This is a genomic window from Kordia zhangzhouensis, assembly GCF_001005305.1.
Classification (GTDB): Bacteria; Bacteroidota; Bacteroidia; order Flavobacteriales; family Flavobacteriaceae; genus Kordia; species Kordia zhangzhouensis.
In genome coordinates this window covers 117,422-136,288 of sequence record NZ_LBMH01000008.1, presented here as the reverse complement: position 1 = coordinate 136,288, position 18,867 = coordinate 117,422, and the positions used below count along the sequence as shown (strand labels likewise).

Here is an 18,867-nt window from a genome sequence, read left to right as displayed (position 1 = left end):
AACTTTATCAAATGCTCTATAATTGGCATGAACTTCTCGTAAATTCACTGAGAAAGTATTCAATAAAAAATTGTACTTTTAAATCATCCATAAACTAATACAACAACAAATTATTATGAAACTAGGTGCTTTTTCAGTAAGTCTTTCCGTAAAAGATATTCATGCCTCCAAAGCTTTTTATGAAGATCTTGGCTTTTCTGTTTTTCATGGAGATATTGAACAAAATTGGTTAATCATGAAAAATGACCAAATAGTGATTGGTTTGTTTCAAGGTATGTTTGAAGGCAATTTGCTTACTTTCAATCCTGGTTGGACACAAGAAGCACAACCTTTGGAATCATTTACTGATATCAGAGACATTCAAAAAGAACTAAAAAGCAAAAACTTTCAATTTGCCCGTGAAGCTGACGAATCAACAGAAGGTCCTGCTAGTCTAGTAATTACTGATCCCGACGGTAATGTAATACTACTTGATCAACATGTTTAATTATCTGTTATCGACATAAAAATACTATCAACAAATGAATCTGTGCTGTAAACAGATTATATAAAAAAGCATCTATTATAACAATAGATGCTTTTTAAAAGGTGATGAATGACGTTTGGAGTTCTCATTCATATAGCAATTTTTTAAGAATCATATTTAATTGATGTTTTCTCCTCTACTCGCTTTGTCCAAATTTGCTTGTACATTTGCTTTGCTTCGAGGATTTGGAGCATTTGCTAATGCCTTCTTTAAGTGTTTTACGGCCAATTTGTGATTTCCTTTAGCAGAATACGCTCTTGCTAATCCGTAATGCACAGGCCATGTATCTTTGTGCTTTTTTGCATTGTATTGAAAAACTTCTAAAGCTTTATCGGTCATTCCTAAAGCAATCAATTGTCGACCATACTGATGAATTTCTAGTACAGTTGCCATAGGCAATACTTCATCCATGGCTTTCAATGCTTCCTCTTTTTTACCCAATTTCATCAAAATTGTAGACTTGATTTGCGTGTTGTTGAATGTTTTTTTACTGTAAAATTGTCCAGAAATAGCATTGTTAATCCACGAAAGAGCTTCATTCAAATCACCTCCATTATTCAATGCATAAGAAGCCGCTTGTTCCCAAGTTTGACGATTGAACCCTGATTGACCTTGCATATCTTTACGAATAGTATTTAAGACAATATTGGTTACATCAAAAGAAATAGAAAAAGGAAACTCTTTCTTTTCCCATTGTAAAGCCAACGTGGCAGAAGTTGGAGTAACTTTTAAAAAGTCAAAAGTAAGCAATTCTTTGTGAGGAATTGTTGTAGTTGCAATATCTACTCGTAAAGCATCTTCAGACGGATCATAAAAATAACTTCCCCAAGCAGTACTATTATTTGACAATACTAAAGTGGCCTCATTATTTTCTTTAACAATCAAATGCAAACCATATGTTCCCGCTTTAATAGGTTTCCCTTCTACCATAGCATCATGAGTAAATGTAATGGTTGTATTTTCATCTGCTCCCGCACGCCAAGGAGATTCTTTGGCTGTTCCAAAACCAAAATTATTCATCCCATAAGGAACTAATTTTCCCCAAACTTCACGTTCTCGAACGCTAGGTCTAGAATAGTTAACTGTGATTGTAGAAATTCCTACTGTTTGTGAAATCGTAGCTTTTTGGCTTCCTCGTGGTGTATTAATTTGTGCCAATACAGAGACTTGTGCCAAGAAAAACACAAAAAGCGTCGTGATAGCAACTTGCGTAAAGTTTGTTTTCATAAGGTGAAAAAAGTATTAGTTAGTTTACTAAAACAAGTTATATTTTAAGCGTACACTTGGTTGTTATAGCTTTGTTAATCTTCCTTAAGTATGTGTTAATTAACATATCACCTATATTGTTACGTGTTTTTATTGAAATAAAATATCATTATATCATAAAAAAAGCCTTTCCATAATAGAAAGGCCTTATATCTCTAACTGTTTGATGACTATTTTTTAATGAACTTTTTCGTTAAAATCTCATCTCCATCATTAATTTGTAAAATGTAAATACCTGCTTTTAGATTATGCACGTCAATTACTCTATTTTGCAACGTTCCTACTTTTACAACTTGTCCCAATAAGGAATGAATTTGATAAGAAGCAGTATGTTCTGTAAATATTTTTACTTCTAATTGATTTGATACTGGATTTGGATAAATAGTAAATTCTTCTTCAATCATTAATTCATCCTCTTCTGCTGTAGCAGAAAGTAATAATGTATCTGATTTTACTGGTTCCGTATTCATTCTAGCAGAAGCATTAGTAACCCCTGTAATCGTTACTTGATCAATGTATATTTCGTCTGCATTGGCAGAAGCATCTGCTTGGAATCTAAACTTAGCATTCGTAGCAAAAGTGTAATTTGATTTATTTAAAACTACTTTTGAGCTATAGAAGTTATTATTCTGAAAATCTGTACCACTTACATATGCTCGTACTGTTTGCCAGCTAGCTCCATTATAGTAACGTAACCAGAAATCTTCACCTGTTTCCATACTATAGGCATAAAAATGGAACTCAACTTCAACAGTATCATATGGAGACACATCCACATCATTCAATGTCATTGATGAAGCTGTTCCAGAATTGTCACGAATACGAATAGAATAGTTTCCTTCGTAAGAACGACTTCCTGAATAACGGAAACAATCGCCACCGCCATCAACCCAGCCGTCCATTCCAGTTTCAAAGAAACCTTCATGTAATACAACTGAACCGCCAACTGTTCCTGAGCCACCACCATTGGTTGTATGTGCTCCAAGGAAAGAAGTCGTATCAGAACCATATTCGTCCCATTCAGCAACTGTATAAGTAGCATTCGGACTTGTAATTTCCGCTTTACGTACCAACGTAACATTGGCAGCAAAATTTGAACTTCCTCCATTAAAAGTACCAATAATATCAATCAATACATTGTTTTTGAACAGACCTACTGCATCATTTCCGTTAAAGGTTACAATTGTACTTCCTGTAGCAACATCTGCTTTACTTAAAATAGTTGCATTTGCACTACTATTTGCAATAACAAATACATTTCCATTACTTAAATTTCCAGATAGTGCGTATGGCGATGACCAACTTCCGGCTCCGTTGGTTTGTTTTTTTATAGAGTATGCTGATAAATCAACAGTTGTTCCTGTAAAATTCGCAATTTCTAAAGCTTTGTTATACGAAGAACCTTCTATATATTCTGAAAAGAATAATTCATCAGTACTTCCGTTTCCAGGATTTCCTCCACCATCACCAGGGTCTCCACCACCGTTGCCAAACTTGTCCTCTGCTTGCGGACCTCCCCAAATTTGAGTTGCAAATGCTGGATTATCTATAAAAGGATTGCGATTTCCTTGAATTCCTGCCAAAACTTCATTTCTGTTAGATTCAAAGTTAGAGACAGGATCGTCTACATTCCATTGTAAAAACAAATCAATCATATTTGTATCAATACTCATGGAAGTTCCAGTACCTACATTAACAGGCAAACACTGGTTTCCATATCGTAAATACATAAACATAATTATTCGAGCAACATCACCTTTCCACTCATCTCCAGGATACCAATCACCATTAGAATTGATAAAAGCCGCAGCACCTGCTCCTGTTCCAAACTTACGATTGTTTCTTGTTGAATTTTGTTGAAAATCACACGGGCGCAAATTGTGAGCATCAGCACCAGGCCCTGAAGTTCCTAAATCTGGGTTTGCTAATGATTTAGCGAATACATGCTCTCTATTCCAATCGCCCACACTTCCTCCGTTTTGGAATTTATCTCGAGTTCGATCTGTTTTTACATTTCCATCTGTATCAGAATGTCCGTAGATTAATAATACATTCGCACTATTATTAGGATCTACATCCGATTGTTGTAAAGCATTCCAAACACCAGGTGTGTATGATAAAAACGTGGTGTGAGTAGAAATAATCTTTGTTGCTAGTTCGTCTTTAAGATCACTACCCGATTGCGATAAATTTACATCATTGTAGTACGCAGGAATTTGTGCATACGTTGTGAGGCTAACGGCTAAAAATAGCCAAAGTAAAAGTTTTCTCATGTACTGTATTTTTGGTTATGGTTATTATTGATGAAACACAGTTTGAAAACACAATTACTTTTTGAAACGGTTAGATTAGTTGAAATAATGTCAAAAAAAAACGTCTTAGTTCCTATTGGGAAGTAAGACGTGCGTATCTATGGGCCCTAGATATTCTTTTTGAACTTAATGTCTCAATATGTAAAAATATTTTTAACATGGTTTCATATTCTACACGCTAAAAATACTTTAGTTTGACAGACTGAGTTCCTAATTTTATGTTAACAAATTGTTTCCTTAACGTTTTAAAAACATTTTTACGTTTATCCCCTACTAAGCAATGACTTAAACCGTAATTATTATTCTTTTTGAAGCATTAATAGGAAATCTTCAAAATCTTTTTTGAACTCTAAATATTTATGACCCGTAGCCGGACCATTAAAACCTGTATGAATACGTCGTACTTTTCCTTTTTTATCGATAAAAATTGTTGTTGGGTAAGACAATACATGGTTTAACATAGGTAGTTTTTCTTGCGCTTTCTTTTTATCAGATGTTCCATATTGGGCTAAAAGGATAGGATAAGTACTATGTAGTTTCTGTTGTAAGCGTTCAATATTTTGAAACGCTTTTTCTTTTGTCTTTGCATATTCAAACGCCAATGCTATAAAGTGTACTTCTGGATTTTTTTTAGAATATTCAGCATAATAGGTTGATTCGTCCAAACAATTTGGACACCATGTTCCCATAATTTGAACAACCCGAACCTTTCCTTGCATGTTTTTATCTGAAAGGGACATCATATTTCCATTTGCATCCGGAAAAGTAAAGTCAAACGTATCAAATCCTTCTTTAATATACGTGAGTTCTTCTGCATTGGGTAATTCATAGCTTTCATTACGTTTTGCAATAAAAGGTTCTTTCCAATGATTTCCTGAGTAAAACATTCCAGTCATTGTGCTATCTGTAACCGTAGCCGTAAAAAGAAAAGCATGTGCTCCATCAAATGTAGACAGCTTTAGTTGATTTCCTTCTGAGATGCCTTCCAAATAACGATAATCTCCCGTAGTAGTTCGAAATGTTCCTGTAACTTGTTTTCCTTTTTGTTCAAAAACACCTTTGGCGATGTAGCGATCAGTTTCTGAATTTGGACTAAAAACAGTTTCCCAATTCCCCGCAACATTGGTTATAGTTTTTTTATCATCTTTTACAAATCGTATTTCTTCTCCATGTGTTGCTACAAAAGGCACCTGCCGATTTAATGAAGCTTTGACAAATTCGCCTGAAAAAGTATGCTCATTGGTAAAAACACCTTTTAACACTCCTTCATATACATCCATTTTGATTGTAATAGAATCGTTTATAATCGTAATATCTGTAACAGGAATACGTTCTTCTGCATTGTGTATTTCAATTCCAGTATTGGTAGTTGAAAATAGAAAAGGAAGTCCTTTTCCGTCTTGAACTTTCAAAACAACACGCCACGAACCTTTTTTTAAGTAAAAAACAGATGATTTCTTTTCTTTCTTTCCACAGGAAATTAGAAAAATCATCAACAAAAGTAAGGATAGTTTTCTCATACTACGTAGTTCGTTCAATTCTATGTCAAATTACAATTTTTCTAGTATATTTGGTTACAGAGCAAATTTTTTAGTTTATATAAACCTTATGTCTCATGAAAGTAACTCCAGAACACAACGAACGTATTGCCAAGATGAAATTTTCATCTGTATATCCTCATTATGTTACTAAAGTGGAAAAAAAAGGCAGAACAAAAGATGAACTCCACAAAGTAATTAATTGGCTTACAGGTTTTTCAGACACTGATATTCAAAAATTAATTGATGAGCAAGTTACGTTTGAAACATTTTTTGAAAAAGCATCAATTCATCCAAATGCGACAATGATTAAAGGTGTTATTTGCGGATATCGTATCGAGGAGATTGATAATGAATTAACTCGAAAAACTCGTTATTTAGATAAGCTAGTTGATGAACTTGCTAAAGGAAGAAAAATGGATAAAATTCTACGCTCATCAAAAGCCTAATCTTTTCTTAACTATTAAAAACAATTAAGATTACCATTTTACACTTATTTCTCTCTCATTTATTTCTATTATCGTTGCTTTTATATTTTAAATGAAGACAAAAATTCATGTAGTTCCTGTTACTTTCACTACTTGCAAATTCTAATACAGAATTTAATCCATCTTTGACGACTTCAAGTTTGTCAACTTTGTGTATTATCTTATCTTTGCGGACTATTCAATACTAATACTAATGAAAATATCATACAATTGGGTAAAGCAATTTATTCAACTTGATTGGGACGCTGAAAAAACTGGAGAACTTTTAACCGATCTTGGATTAGAAGTTGAAGGAATTGAAACATACGAATCTGTAAAAGGAGGATTAAAAGGAATTGTGGTAGGACACGTATTAACATGTGTGCAACATCCTAACGCTGACCGCCTTAAAGTAACTACTGTAGATCTTGGTGATGGTGAACCTGTTCAAATTGTTTGTGGTGCTCCAAATGTGGCTGCCGGTCAAAAAGTACCTGTTGCGACTGTGGGAACTACTTTATATGATGCAGATGGAAATGGTTTTAAAATCAAAAAAGGTAAAATTCGTGGAGAAGTTTCCAATGGAATGATTTGCGCTGAAGACGAATTAGGCTTAGGAGAAAGTCATGATGGAATTATGATTCTTAACGAAGATTTAGTTCCAGGAACTGCGGCTAGTGAAGTATTTGCTATTGAAAATGATACCGTTTTTGAAATTGGTCTGACACCAAATCGTGCCGACGCAATGAGTCATTATGGAGTTGCGAGAGATTTAAAAGCTGGACTTTTACAAAAAGACGTAAAACTTGAATTGATTACGCCTTCTACCAGCAGTTTTAGAGTTGATAATAGAACACTCAAAATTGATGTAGATGTTGAAGATAAAACTTTAGCGCCTCGCTATTGTGGTGTTACTATTTCTGGAATTCAAGTAAAACCTTCTCCTGAGTGGTTGCAACATCGATTAAAAGCTATAGGATTGACTCCTAAGAATAATGTTGTAGATGTTACAAATTATGTTTTGCATGAACTTGGACAACCGCTACACGCTTTTGATGCAAATTTCATTTCTGGAAACAAAATTATAGTCAAAACGTTAGAGTCTGGCACAAAATTTACAACACTTGATGAAGTAGAACGTGAATTACACGAAGACGATTTAATGATTTGTGACGTGGACAAACCTCTATGTATTGCAGGAGTTTTTGGAGGAATTAATTCTGGAGTTACAGAGCATACAACCAATGTATTTTTAGAAAGTGCTTATTTTAATCCTGTGTCGGTTCGTAAAACGGCAAAACGTCACGGGCTCAATACAGATGCTTCATTCCGTTTTGAGCGTGGAATTGATCCAAATTCTACCGAGTATGCATTGAAAAGAGCTGCGCTCCTTATCCAAGAACTAGCTGGTGGCGAAATTACTAGTGATATTACAGATAGTTATCCAACAAAAATTGAGGATTTTGAAGTGCGTGTTTCTTTCGAAAATATCACCAAATTAATTGGTGAAGAATTACCTAGAGATACTATCAAAAATATTTTATCTTCTTTAGAAATAAAAATTAATTCTGTAACAGATGGCGGCTTAGGACTAATCATTCCTGCATACCGTGTGGACGTCCAAAGAGAAGCCGATGTAATTGAGGAAATTTTGCGTGTGTATGGTTATAACAACATCAAATTTGATGAAAAATGGCATACTTCAATATCAAATACTTCTCGTTATGAAGATTACAAATTACAAGATGTTGTAGCCACACAATTGATTTCGCAAGGGTTTTATGAGATTTTGTCAAATTCTTTAACAACTGCTTCTTATACGGCGCTTTCTGAACAATTAAAGACAGCACATAATGTAACAATGTTAAATCCGTTGAGCAATGACCTTTCTGTAATGCGTCAATCATTGCTATTTTCAGGATTAGAAGCGATTTCACATAATATCAACCGAAAACAAAGTGATCTTAAGTTTTTTGAGTTTGGAAAAACGTATCATCAATACAGTGAAGATACTCGTGAAGAACAAAAACATTTATCCCTATTGGTTACAGGAAATACCAATGCTGAAACATGGAGAGAAAGTAAGCCTGTCCCTACCGATTTCTTCTATATAAAAGGAATTATTACTGCTCTGTTTGATCGTTTAGGACTTAATGCCTTAAAATCTTCTCCTGTAAAAAATGATTTATTTTCAGAAGGGTTGACATTAAGTTTAGGAAAAACAAAACTGGTAGAATTCGGAATTGTAAAGCGTAAAGTCTTAAAAGCTTTTGACATTAAGCAAGAAGTTATTTATGCTGATTTCAATTGGGATCAAGTGATTGATGTTGTTAAGAATAGAAAAATAAAGTTTAAAGAAATCCCTAAATTTCCGCAAGTACGAAGAGATTTTGCATTACTAATTGATGAAAATACATCGTTTGCAGAAATTCATCAGATCGCCAAGCAAAGTGAGCGTAATTTATTAAAAGAAGTAAGTCTATTTGATGTGTATCAAGGTAAAAATCTTCCAGAAGGAAAGAAAAGTTATGCCGTAAGCTTCACGCTGCAAGACGAACATAAAACGCTAACTGATAATCAGATTGATAAAATCATGAACAAGTTGCAACAAAGTTTTGAAAAACAATTAGGCGCAGAATTGCGTTAATTTATAGATGAGATGGCAAAGTTTTTCTCTGTGAAAATTAATCCATCTTTATCCAAACAGAAAAAGGCTTTTTACATTTGTGAGAAGCCTTTTTCTGTAAAATCTGTTTTAATGTATAAAAATCAATTCGGTAGATGAGTAAATTTATCTAAAAAAAACTCTACGGGAAAACCGTAAAGAAGTGCACTTTTTTTTCGTACATTTAAACTCCATGAAAAAAAGTAAAGAATGTTAGACAAATTATCTCAATTAGAAGGATTCAATTATATTCCTAAAAAAGGACAACGTAACATTATTGGCGGAGCGCCTCGTTTTTGTAATCATCGTAGACCGTGCGATTATCCGTATGTATGTTACAATGGTATATGTAGACTCCCGTAATTGATAAGTCCTTCTCTTATTTTAATAATCGTATTATAATATCATTCTAGATAAAAAAATCCCTTGAATTTCAAGGGATTTTTTTATTTGTTATGCTTCTACACTATACATTTTTTCGCGTTGTTCTTTGATTTTCGAATCCTCCATATAATCATCAAATGTCAGGTAACGATCAATTACGCCTGTAGGTGTTAATTCTATAATTCTATTGGCCACAGTTTGAGCAAACTCATGATCATGTGTAGTAAATAGTACTGTTCCTTTGAAATTTTTAAGAGAATTGTTGAATGCCGTAATACTTTCCAAATCCAAGTGGTTTGTTGGTTCATCTAGCATTAATACATTAGCACGCATCATCATCATACGAGACAACATACAACGTACTTTTTCTCCTCCAGAAAGAACTCTTGCTGTTTTTAAAGCTTCTTCTCCACTGAATATCATTTTTCCTAAGAAACCACGAACGTATACTTCTTCACGCTCTTCTTCGGTTGTGGCCCATTGACGTAACCAATCAACTAATGTTAAATCGTTATCAAAATATTCTGAATTATCAACCGGTAAATATGATTGAGAAGTTGTAATTCCCCATCTATAAGTGCCTTCATCTGCTTTCATTTTATCATTAATGATTTCATAAAAAGCAGTTGTAGCACGTGAGTTTTTAGAAATAACCGCTACTTTATCTCCTTTAGCCAAATTAATATCTACATTTTGAAATAATGTTTCTCCTTCTACAGAAGCTTTTAATCCTTCAATATTCAATATTTGGTCTCCAGCTTCACGATCTCTCTCAAAAATAATGGCAGGATAACGACGGCTTGAAGGCTTAATGTCTTCAATTTTTAAGCGTTCCAACATTTTTTTACGAGAAGTTGCTTGTTTTGATTTTGCAACATTGGCGCTAAATCGTTGAATGAATTCTTGTAATTCTTTTGCCTTTTCTTCTGCTTTTTTGTTTTGTTGTGCTCGTTGTCTGGCTGCTAACTGACTACTCTCGTACCAAAACGTATAGTTTCCACTGTAGTGATTAATTTTTGCAAAATCAATATCTGAAATATGTGTACAAACAGCGTCTAAAAAGTGTCTATCGTGCGAAACTACAATTACACAATTATCATAGTTTGCTAAGAAGTTTTCTAACCAACCAATCGTTTCAAAATCCAAGTCGTTTGTAGGCTCATCCATGATTAATACGTCTGGATTTCCAAAAAGAGCCTGTGCTAGTAAAACTCGTACCTTTTGTTTTCCATCCAACTCACTCATCAACGAATAGTGATTTGCCTCAGAAATTCCCAAGTTTGATAGCAATGCAGCTGCATCCGAATCGGCATTCCAACCATTCATTTCTTCAAATTGTACTTGTAGCTCACCTACGCGTTCACCATCTTTATCTGAAAAGTCTTCCTTTGCATAAATATCATCCATCTCCTTTTTAATAGCAAACAAAGGTTTATTTCCCATGATTACTGTTTCCAACACTGGATATTCATCGTACGCAAAGTGATCTTGCTCCAAAACAGACATACGCTTTCCTGGTTCTAAGTGTACATGACCAGAAGTTGGCTCCATCTTTCCAGACAAAATTTTCAAAAAGGTGGATTTACCAGCACCATTAGCGCCAATAACCCCATAACAATTTCCTTGTGTAAACGTGGTATTTACTTCGTCAAATAATACGCGTTTTCCAAATTGTACGGATAAGTTAGATACAGATAACATTCTTTTTATTTTTAAACTTTTTTTATATTGCGCAAAAGTAAGAATTACAATGAAGAATACTAAGGATTCTATAAAATTTTACAAAGCTATATCTTAACGTTTTAACAAATATTTTTAACAGCCTATTAACAGCGTATTGCGTCTGTGATTTTTAGTTTTGTTAAAACTCGATTAGAGGTGATTGAAACACTATGAAATATTTTACGCTATTAGTACTTTTTATATTTTGTGTTGGTTGTGATGATGTTGCTGAGAAAAGTGCAGATACTTTTGCCTATTTTGGTGGAGAAATTATCAATCCTGCAGATGAATATGTTTTATTATATCATCAAGGAGAATTGATAGATTCTTTAAAACTTGACGAAAATAACCGTTTTTTAACGAAGCTCAAAAACCATAAAAACGGTTTGTATAAATTTTATCACAATAGAGAGCATCAATACATCAATCTTGAAAAAGGTGACAGTTTATTGTTACGTCTTAATACTTATGCTTTTGATGAATCATTGTTCTTTACGGGTAAAGGAGCCGAAAAGAATAATTTTTATGTTGAATTATTTTTATTGAATGAAAATCATGAGCGACCTGTTTATCAATTTACAAGATTAGATAGTGACGCTTTTTTGGCAAAAATTGATTCGCTTCAACATATTAAGTTAAGTAAGCAAACTAAATTTTTAAAAGATAATCCTAATGTTTCTCAAGATTTTAAAGATTTTACCGATAAAGTAATTAAGTATTGTAATTTTAGATATCGAGAAACATATCAAAATATGTTCTACGAGCGAAAAAAGAAAGATTCAACGCTTACTATTGCCGATTCTTTTTTTGATTATAAAGATGAGGTAAACATGAACGATTCTACAATGAGTTACTATATTCCTTATACTCGTTACGTGATGCAGTTCATTAATAATTCTTCGTATAGTGAATGCTTGAAAAAATCGTGGAAAAGTGATAAAAAAATAAATACTTCATTAATTTATAATAAAAACAAACTAGCTTTAATTGACAGCTTGGTTTCTTATCCTTTTCTTCGAAATGAGCTATTGCGTTATACAGCATATTCATACTACAGAGATAATACCGACGATATTGTAAAAAATAATGAGTTTTTTAATCTGTATCAAAAAGCAGCTACAGATAAGGAGTCAAAAGAAGAAATTACCGATTTGCATAACGGAATCAAAAGTTTGCAGTTTGGAAACAGTTTTTCGAGTCAAATATATGTGTATAACGATCAACATGCTCGTGTACCAGTTAATCAATTGAATTCCAAACGAGGAAAAACTATTTTTTACTTTTGGACATCCAAGCAGCTACGACATAAACGATTGATTACTGAAAAAATAAAAGTTCTCGCTGAGGAATTTCCTAATTTGAATATTATAGGGATAAGTTTGGATACTGAGCATAAACATTGGAGAAAAGCAGTAAAAGACCTCAATTTTCCTGAAAGTAAACAATATCGTGTAGGCAATAAGGATCAAGTGTTGCGAGATTATGCATTGATTAGCATTAACAAACTCATTATAACAGACCAAAACGGAAATTTTATCAATGGTTTTGCTGATATTTATGATACAAACCTAAAAGATCAATTAAAATAAAGTTATCGTTATAAATTCTAATAAAAAAAGCGTCTTTTGTAGAAAAAGACGCTTTTTTTATTTTTTACTATTCTTGTAAAGAATTTAATTTCCTTTGTTATAATCTGCTAAGAATTTCTCCAAACCGATATCTGTTAAAGGATGGTTTAATAATCCTACAATCGATTTTAATGGGCCTGTCATTACATCAGCTCCAATTTTCGCACAATCAATCACATGCATCGTATGACGTACAGAAGCAGCTAAGATTTCTGTTGAAAATCCGTAGTTATCATAAATCATTCTAATTTCAGCAATCAAATTCAATCCATCTGTAGAGATATCGTCCAAACGACCTATAAATGGAGAAACATATGTAGCTCCTGCTTTCGCTGCCAATAATGCTTGTCCTGCAGAAAATACTAACGTTACGTTTGTTTTGATTCCTTTGTCTGAAAAATATTTACACGCTTTTACTCCATCAGCAATCATTGGTAATTTCACAACAATTTGCGAATGCAACGCAGCTAATTCTTCTCCTTCTTTAACCATACCTTCAAAATCTGTCGCAATTACTTCTGCAGAAACATCTCCATCAACAATTTCACAGATTGCTTTGTAATGATTCAAGATATTTTCTTTTCCTGTAATTCCTTCCTTTGCCATTAACGAAGGATTGGTCGTTACACCATCTAAAATTCCTAGTGCTTGTGCTTCACGAATCTGATCTAAATTAGCCGTGTCAATAAAAAATTTCATGTGTTTTTTTGTTTATTATGTACGTTGTGTTTGTTTTTGGGCGTTTTTACAGGCTATTCGCTCTATCTTTTATTGTAGTTAAGCTTCGCTCCATACCCTAAAAGGATGCTGCTTCTATCCTGAACGCAAATCGGGTGTAAAATTACAATATTAAAACAAGCAATGGAATCTTTTGAGAATAGAATAGTTGGCGAGTTATTAACAATTTACAGTACAAAAGCCTGCAATTGAGCAGGCTTTCACAATACAAATTTCAAAGTATAACTACTGCATTAAGTAGTATAAAGCAATAGTATGTCACTGCTAATAAACACAATTAAATTATACTATCAAATTACGCGAAAACTTACCAAAGTATATTCAAAAAATGTATAGATGTATTTAGAACTTGTACAATTGGTCAATCTGTAATGAGTAAGAATTTATCGTCAAAAATAAAGGGCAATTGTTATTCTTTTTGTAGACTCCGATGATAAAAATAAGTTCTTTTATAAGCAGTATCAATATATACTAAAATCATTTGATCACTATTTATCCTTGTGATTGTAAATGTAAATTTTCCTAAAGTAAGTTGCTTCTCCTGAAGCATATAATCAGCAAATAAAGAAAATTCGCCTACACGCATTTCTAATTGATGATTGTCTCCAAATGATAAAATAATATCTTTTTTTAAAAAAGGTTCTTCTTTTAGTGCTGTAGTATCTTTTTGGGTAATAATAGTTTCAACATTAACATGTTCTAGCTCCCAAGTTCCGATAATGCTTTTATTTATTGCTGTTTGAGCTGTAAGAAGAGATACATTACAAAAAAGAAATAACACAAGGTAAATACGCATATTATTTATTCTTTTAGTTTTGAGCTCTTTTAAGAATCAAACGGATTTGTCCCATATGATTTGCTTGATGTTCCATTACATGGTACCAAGCGTATTGATTACTTATCACTTTTTGATAATCTAATTGTTTGAACCAATCGTCATTTTTTTCTTTTAGTTTCATCAATGTTTCTGCGCGTACCTCATCCCAAATATCTAAATAGTATGTTATCGGTTTGTCCACATATTTTTCTCTAGCTGCATCTCCTAAGTTTATGGCTGTCATCCATTTTTCTTTTTCTTCTGCTGTAAAAGTTCTTTTTTCGAAAGTGTATATTTGATAGTATTTTTCTGTTGCTGCTAAATGCATAATCATAGCTCCTATTCTATTTGCTTCTTTATCCAATAAAAAATCTATTTCATTCACAGAAAGATTCTTTACACTTGCCGTGATTCTACTTTTTAAATCTTCTAACATACTTACCATATTCCCTATTTGGGTAGTATAGCCCGCAGGTATATCAATTGTACTTTGTGCTTGTGAATGTGCATTTACTATAAAGTACATTCCTAGACAAATAATGGTTTTAAGCATTCTATTCATATCATTTGTATTTATTTAACTTGTCTTCCAATTTTTCGTATGATAAATTCTTCTATACTTTCATCATTTATAGGATTCAAATGTATTGCCGGACAATTATAGATTCCTTTTGCGCCAACATTTTCTGCCTTTTTATAAATAGTGTTTACATGTTGCGGATGGTGATACAACTCACTTAAAGTGGTAGGAATTTCATTTTCAAAATCTTCAGTTTGTAAATAAAATTCGGGAGCATTTGCAGACAACATTTCTAACATATTTGTTTTTTGAATGTACGCTTGAGTTTTTGGTGCGTCCAGTTCCTCTATTTTTTCTATTCCGTAGGTAGCTAACAGTCGGTGTTTTTTTACTATTTGTTGTATCGATGTTGCATCGAATTCTGCTTTTTTAAAATCTGAAAAAACAGTCGTATGCCATTTTACAATATCATAATTGGCTTGCACGTTAAGCGCTACAATACCTTGAACTCGTGTAGATTCTTTTTTTATTGGATCATTACTTGTTTTATCGGCCATATCTTCCTGAAAACCTATCCACATTGCGGCGGCTCCACCGGCAGAACCTCCATATAGAAGCACGTTTTCGGTATCAAAGTGGAATACGTTTGAAAAATATCGTAAATGTTGCAATACTAATTTAACATCTTCCAAACTATATAGAATTCCACTATAAGCTAAAGGGTCAATAAATCGATAATTGATAGTTGCTACAGCGATATTTTGTTCTAATAAATAATTAATTAATTGCCTGTACTTATAGGAATCATAATAATTATTTTTATCTCCTGCTACAAATCCACCTCCATGAATCATAATAACTAATGAAGAAGGCGCTTCTTGATTGGGCTTAAAAAAATCATACGTATTCCTTTCTGAAACATTAGCATAGGCAATGTCCCTAAAAAAAGTAGCCGTTTCTAACGATAATGAGAATGGTGCCTCAGAAGATTTCAATCCATCTTCTATGTGCTGTGGTTTTACGGAAGCCGTTTTTTTGTTACAAGAAATTTGCAAACAAAACAAGCATAAGCACCAAACTACAAAACCTCTAGTATTCAAGATTTATAATTTATAATGATTCATTAACAACTTTTCATACATTTTGTCTGGTAGGATTCGTTTCAATACAATTGAAAATTTCTGCATAAACGCACCAACTTTATAGTGTATTTTAGGTTTTGAAGTTTCTATAATACGTAATACAGCTTCTGCCATCATTGTAGGATCTGAACCTTCGTCTACATGTGCATCCATTTCGGTAAGCATATTTCCATAAACTTCTTTGTACGGTGAATTTTCAAATACTGGTGTATGATATCGTCCTGCAGCAATATTGGTAGCAAAATCACCAGGTGCTACGTTTGTCACTTCTATACCAAACATTTTAACCTCCATACGTATTGCTTCTGTAATTAATTCCAAAGCTCCTTTTGTTGCTGAGTAAATTCCTCTATATGGCAATCCCATATAGCCTGCAATAGAAGTTACGTTAATAATCAATCCATTCTTCTGAGTACGCATATGAGGAAGTACTGCTTTCATTACCGCAATGGGGCCGTATAAGTTTGTTTGAAAAGCTTTATGAATTTCTTCATCAGGAGTTTCTTCAATTGGTCCTGTAATGCCAACACCAGCATTATTGATTAATACATCTAGTCGTCCTTCTTTTTTTATAACAATAGCTATTGCTTTTTGGATTGTATCTGTATTTCGAACATCAAGCGCAAGTAAAGGAAACGCAGTGAAGTTGGTAACTTTTTCAGGATTTCTACTAGTACCATATACTTTATATCCTTTTTGAGCCAATAAAATTCCAATAGATTTTCCTATTCCGGAAGAGCCACCGGTAATCAATATTACTTTTGACATTCTGTGTATGTTTAAAATATAAATTAGGATACAAATATGCTAAAAAAAGAAGAAAGTCTGCCCTGAATTATAGGAATAAAAAAAGGCAAGCTACCTACATCACACCGCTACGACCGTATACCTTTGCTGCGTTCCCGCCCTGGAGGATTAAACAGGAGCTGGTTGTGTAGGACTTGCCGATGCAAAGATAAAATGTTTTTACATTTTCACAATGATTTTTTAAACTGATTTTTATGAATTAACTTGCCAGAAATTAAGAAAAGAAATGAAATTATATAAGCTATTCATAATCACATTTTTAAGTTTGAGTATTTTTTCCTGTGAGGATAAAAAAAAATCAACTACCCCTACATTTTCTTTAAAATTTACAGATAATACAGATAAATTTCAGCTTAATGACGCAGTAAAAGCCACACTATCTACTCATGAAAACGTCAAAGTTTCGGCAGTTACTTATACATTAAATGAACAAACATTAACAAATTCAAGTTCAAATCTGCTAACTTTAGAAACATCAGTGCCTGAAAACAGTCTATTAGGTAAACAAGTTATAAAAGCTTCCATTACATATAATGATGGAAAAACAGCAACAGCAGAGAAAAACGTTACCATTTTATCAAATACCAAACCTACAATCTATACTTATACAATTGTCAATACGTTTCCTCATGATCAAAATGCTTATACGCAAGGATTGGAATTTTTTAGAGATACTCTATTTGAAAGTACAGGTCAACGTGGACAATCTTCTTTACGGAAAGTAGATTATAAAACAGGAAAAGTATATCAAAAAATTGAATTAGACAGAAAATTCTTTGGTGAAGGAATTACAGTTTTAAACAACCGATTGTATATGTTAACATGGCAAGCCAACACTGGTTTTGTTTTTAATCCTGATAATTTAGAGCGCTTAGAAACATTTACCTATCAAGAAAGTGAAGAAGGTTGGGGATTGTGTAACGATGGAGAAAAACTTTATAAAAGTGATGGTACAGAAAAAATTTGGATTTTAGCCCCTGAAACCTTAAAAGAGCAATACGCTATCCAAGTTTGCGATAACAAACGTACATATGTAAAAGCGAATGAATTGGAGTATGTTAATGGAAAAATATATGCCAATAGCTATCAAAACCCTAGTGTGATGATTATTAATCCTGAAAATGGAGCCTTGGAAGGCATAATTGATTTTAGAGGTTTAAAAGAAAAAGTGACCAATCATCCTCAAATTGATGTTTTCAACGGAATTGCTTATAACCCAAAAACACAGACATTTTTTGTTACTGGAAAATACTGGGACAAACTTTTTGAGGTGAAAATTATAGAAAAATAAGCATATCACATATTCAGATTATAAAAACTCTTTCTTCCTTAATGAAGGCGTTTTTTTATTCCCTCAATGAAAAAGAGAGTTAACTCATTATTGATTTTTTAGTGCGTTTTTTTCTGCTTTATTTGAACAATAACAAAAATAAAGCAATGAAAAAATCAAAACTAAGTATACAAATTCCTGAACCGTGTCACGAAGATTGGAACCAAATGTTACCTACTGAAAAAGGTAAATTTTGTAAAGTGTGCACGAAAGAAGTTGTTGATTTTACATCAAAAAGTGACGAAGAATTGATTCGCTATTTTTCTACAAAAGGAAATCTATGCGGACGATTTGACGAATCACAACTCAATAGAGAATTGATTGCTGATCGAAAAAAACGAAATCATTGGTTGTCATACGTAGCCTCACTCCTATTTCCTCTCTCTTTATTTTCACAAGAAAAACAATCAAGCGTTGAAAAGGCTGAAAAAACAGTACAAACTGACACTCTTCAATATAAAAAATTAGACATTGGCTCACTACAGCGCAAAGCAAAAGCTACTCTACAAACTAAAAATGATAGTATTACGGTAAAAGGAATTGTAACCGATGATACAGGAATACCACTACCAGGTGCTACCATTTTAGTTAAAGGAACCATCAAGGGAACAACCTCTGATTTTGATGGTGAATATACTATTAAAATCATACCTGGTGATGCACTAGTTGTAAAATACTTAGGTTATGAAACTATTACACGAACAATAGAAAACACACATACAGTACAAAATTTTTCAATGAAAATAGGTGAAGAATTAGAAACCATTGTCGTTGTGGGATACAGTGTGCGAACTGAAACTTCTAAATTGGGAGCTGCAACTATTATCGATGCATCTGATTTAGATTTTGAGAAATTAACTCGAAAAGAAAGGTTAGAAAAGCGTGCGCAACGAAAAGCTAAACGTGCTGCAAGAAAAGCAGAGAGGGAAGCAAAACGCAAGGCGAAGAAAAATTCATAACAGAAACAATAATTAGAACTTCAAAAAGTTATATTTTTACAGCTAA

At 33.0% G+C, this 18,867-nt stretch carries 16 protein-coding genes and 1 other RNA gene; 7 read left to right on the top strand and 10 right to left on the bottom strand.

The genetic code is table 11. The features are described from left to right. The first annotated feature begins 115 nt into the window (after positions 1 to 115). Positions 116 to 487: a VOC family protein gene (locus AA088_RS13295; RefSeq protein WP_046745509.1), complete on the top strand. Its 372-nt coding sequence runs from the start codon at positions 116 to 118 to the stop codon at positions 485 to 487. Between the two features lie 156 nt (positions 488 to 643). Here the strand turns inward: AA088_RS13295 and AA088_RS13290 are convergent, their stop codons facing one another. The 3 genes from AA088_RS13290 to AA088_RS13280 form a co-directional block, all read right to left on the bottom strand. Beyond that, positions 644 to 1,753 carry a DUF2911 domain-containing protein gene (locus AA088_RS13290; RefSeq protein ID WP_046745508.1) on the bottom strand — a complete coding sequence of 370 codons (1,110 nt, stop codon included), beginning with the start codon at positions 1,751 to 1,753 and terminating at the stop codon, positions 644 to 646. 209 nt (positions 1,754 to 1,962) lie between these two features. After that, a complete protein-coding gene (locus AA088_RS13285) occupies positions 1,963 to 4,065 on the bottom strand; it encodes an endonuclease (RefSeq protein ID WP_046745507.1) in 2,103 nt (700 codons plus the stop codon). Between the two features lie 338 nt (positions 4,066 to 4,403). Next, positions 4,404 to 5,624 carry a TlpA family protein disulfide reductase gene (locus tag AA088_RS13280; protein WP_046745506.1) on the bottom strand — a complete coding sequence of 407 codons (1,221 nt, stop codon included), beginning with the start codon at positions 5,622 to 5,624 and terminating at the stop codon, positions 4,404 to 4,406. Positions 5,625 to 5,719: 95 nt separating this feature from the next. Here AA088_RS13280 and AA088_RS13275 point away from each other — a divergent pair, with 95 nt between their 5' ends. The 3 genes from AA088_RS13275 to AA088_RS18380 all read left to right on the top strand — a co-directional run bounded on the left by AA088_RS13275 (position 5,720) and on the right by AA088_RS18380 (position 9,137). After that, positions 5,720 to 6,091, top strand: coding sequence for a DUF2200 domain-containing protein (locus AA088_RS13275; RefSeq protein ID WP_046745505.1), 372 nt, complete (start codon positions 5,720 to 5,722; stop codon positions 6,089 to 6,091). 232 nt (positions 6,092 to 6,323) lie between these two features. Continuing rightward, positions 6,324 to 8,756, top strand: a complete 2,433-nt coding sequence (gene pheT / locus AA088_RS13270; protein ID WP_046745504.1) for a phenylalanine--tRNA ligase subunit beta — start codon at positions 6,324 to 6,326, stop codon at positions 8,754 to 8,756. Between the two features lie 228 nt (positions 8,757 to 8,984). Further along, positions 8,985 to 9,137: a hypothetical protein gene (locus AA088_RS18380; protein WP_157547216.1), complete on the top strand. Its 153-nt coding sequence runs from the start codon at positions 8,985 to 8,987 to the stop codon at positions 9,135 to 9,137. A 90-nt stretch (positions 9,138 to 9,227) separates the two neighbouring features. Here AA088_RS18380 and AA088_RS13265 read toward each other — a convergent pair whose 3' ends face one another. Further along, complete coding sequence (locus tag AA088_RS13265; RefSeq protein ID WP_046745503.1) at positions 9,228 to 10,859, bottom strand: ABC-F family ATP-binding cassette domain-containing protein; 1,632 nt, start codon at positions 10,857 to 10,859, stop codon at positions 9,228 to 9,230. Between the two features lie 191 nt (positions 10,860 to 11,050). Here AA088_RS13265 and AA088_RS13260 point away from each other — a divergent pair, with 191 nt between their 5' ends. Further along, complete coding sequence (locus tag AA088_RS13260; protein WP_046745502.1) at positions 11,051 to 12,469, top strand: thioredoxin-like domain-containing protein; 1,419 nt, start codon at positions 11,051 to 11,053, stop codon at positions 12,467 to 12,469. A gap of 84 nt (positions 12,470 to 12,553) precedes the next feature. On the opposite strand, the gene fsa is transcribed toward AA088_RS13260, so the two are convergent. The 6 genes from fsa to ffs all read right to left on the bottom strand — a co-directional run bounded on the left by fsa (position 12,554) and on the right by ffs (position 16,672). Continuing rightward, positions 12,554 to 13,207: a fructose-6-phosphate aldolase gene (gene fsa, locus AA088_RS13255; protein WP_046745501.1), complete on the bottom strand. Its 654-nt coding sequence runs from the start codon at positions 13,205 to 13,207 to the stop codon at positions 12,554 to 12,556. A 448-nt stretch (positions 13,208 to 13,655) separates the two neighbouring features. Further along, on the bottom strand, positions 13,656 to 14,042 hold the full coding sequence (locus AA088_RS13250; RefSeq protein ID WP_046745500.1) for a hypothetical protein: 387 nt from the start codon (positions 14,040 to 14,042) through the stop codon (positions 13,656 to 13,658). A 13-nt stretch (positions 14,043 to 14,055) separates the two neighbouring features. After that, positions 14,056 to 14,625, bottom strand: a complete 570-nt coding sequence (locus AA088_RS13245) for a mycothiol transferase (RefSeq protein WP_064972169.1) — start codon at positions 14,623 to 14,625, stop codon at positions 14,056 to 14,058. A gap of 11 nt (positions 14,626 to 14,636) precedes the next feature. After that, complete coding sequence (locus AA088_RS17720) at positions 14,637 to 15,683, bottom strand: carboxylesterase family protein (RefSeq protein WP_157547214.1); 1,047 nt, start codon at positions 15,681 to 15,683, stop codon at positions 14,637 to 14,639. A gap of 3 nt (positions 15,684 to 15,686) precedes the next feature. Beyond that, complete coding sequence (locus AA088_RS13235; RefSeq protein ID WP_046745498.1) at positions 15,687 to 16,493, bottom strand: SDR family oxidoreductase; 807 nt, start codon at positions 16,491 to 16,493, stop codon at positions 15,687 to 15,689. Between the two features lie 80 nt (positions 16,494 to 16,573). Further along, positions 16,574 to 16,672, bottom strand: an RNA gene (gene ffs, locus AA088_RS17880) — signal recognition particle sRNA small type. Between the two features lie 125 nt (positions 16,673 to 16,797). Here ffs and AA088_RS13230 point away from each other — a divergent pair. Further along, positions 16,798 to 17,823, top strand: a complete 1,026-nt coding sequence (locus AA088_RS13230) for a glutaminyl-peptide cyclotransferase (protein WP_316931686.1) — start codon at positions 16,798 to 16,800, stop codon at positions 17,821 to 17,823. A 146-nt stretch (positions 17,824 to 17,969) separates the two neighbouring features. Beyond that, positions 17,970 to 18,821, top strand: a complete 852-nt coding sequence (locus tag AA088_RS13225) for a carboxypeptidase-like regulatory domain-containing protein (protein ID WP_082106748.1) — start codon at positions 17,970 to 17,972, stop codon at positions 18,819 to 18,821. Positions 18,822 to 18,867 lie beyond the last annotated feature (46 nt).

Excerpts from the sequence above, each read along its gene's own strand:
- AA088_RS13295 (WP_046745509.1), top strand. The coding sequence starts at position 116 with ATGAAACTAGGTGCTTTTTCAGTAAGTCTTTCCGTAAAAGATATTCAT.
- AA088_RS13290 (WP_046745508.1), bottom strand. The coding sequence starts at position 1,753 with ATGAAAACAAACTTTACGCAAGTTGCTATCACGACGCTTTTTGTGTTT.
- AA088_RS13285 (WP_046745507.1), bottom strand. The coding sequence starts at position 4,065 with ATGAGAAAACTTTTACTTTGGCTATTTTTAGCCGTTAGCCTCACAACG.
- AA088_RS13280 (WP_046745506.1), bottom strand. The coding sequence starts at position 5,624 with ATGAGAAAACTATCCTTACTTTTGTTGATGATTTTTCTAATTTCCTGT.
- AA088_RS13275 (WP_046745505.1), top strand. The coding sequence starts at position 5,720 with ATGAAAGTAACTCCAGAACACAACGAACGTATTGCCAAGATGAAATTT.
- pheT (WP_046745504.1), top strand. The coding sequence starts at position 6,324 with ATGAAAATATCATACAATTGGGTAAAGCAATTTATTCAACTTGATTGG.
- AA088_RS18380 (WP_157547216.1), top strand. The coding sequence starts at position 8,985 with ATGTTAGACAAATTATCTCAATTAGAAGGATTCAATTATATTCCTAAA.
- AA088_RS13265 (WP_046745503.1), bottom strand. The coding sequence starts at position 10,859 with ATGTTATCTGTATCTAACTTATCCGTACAATTTGGAAAACGCGTATTA.
- AA088_RS13260 (WP_046745502.1), top strand. The coding sequence starts at position 11,051 with ATGAAATATTTTACGCTATTAGTACTTTTTATATTTTGTGTTGGTTGT.
- fsa (WP_046745501.1), bottom strand. The coding sequence starts at position 13,207 with ATGAAATTTTTTATTGACACGGCTAATTTAGATCAGATTCGTGAAGCA.
- AA088_RS13250 (WP_046745500.1), bottom strand. The coding sequence starts at position 14,042 with ATGCGTATTTACCTTGTGTTATTTCTTTTTTGTAATGTATCTCTTCTT.
- AA088_RS13245 (WP_064972169.1), bottom strand. The coding sequence starts at position 14,625 with ATGAATAGAATGCTTAAAACCATTATTTGTCTAGGAATGTACTTTATA.
- AA088_RS13235 (WP_046745498.1), bottom strand. The coding sequence starts at position 16,493 with ATGTCAAAAGTAATATTGATTACCGGTGGCTCTTCCGGAATAGGAAAA.
- AA088_RS13225 (WP_082106748.1), top strand. The coding sequence starts at position 17,970 with ATGAAAAAATCAAAACTAAGTATACAAATTCCTGAACCGTGTCACGAA.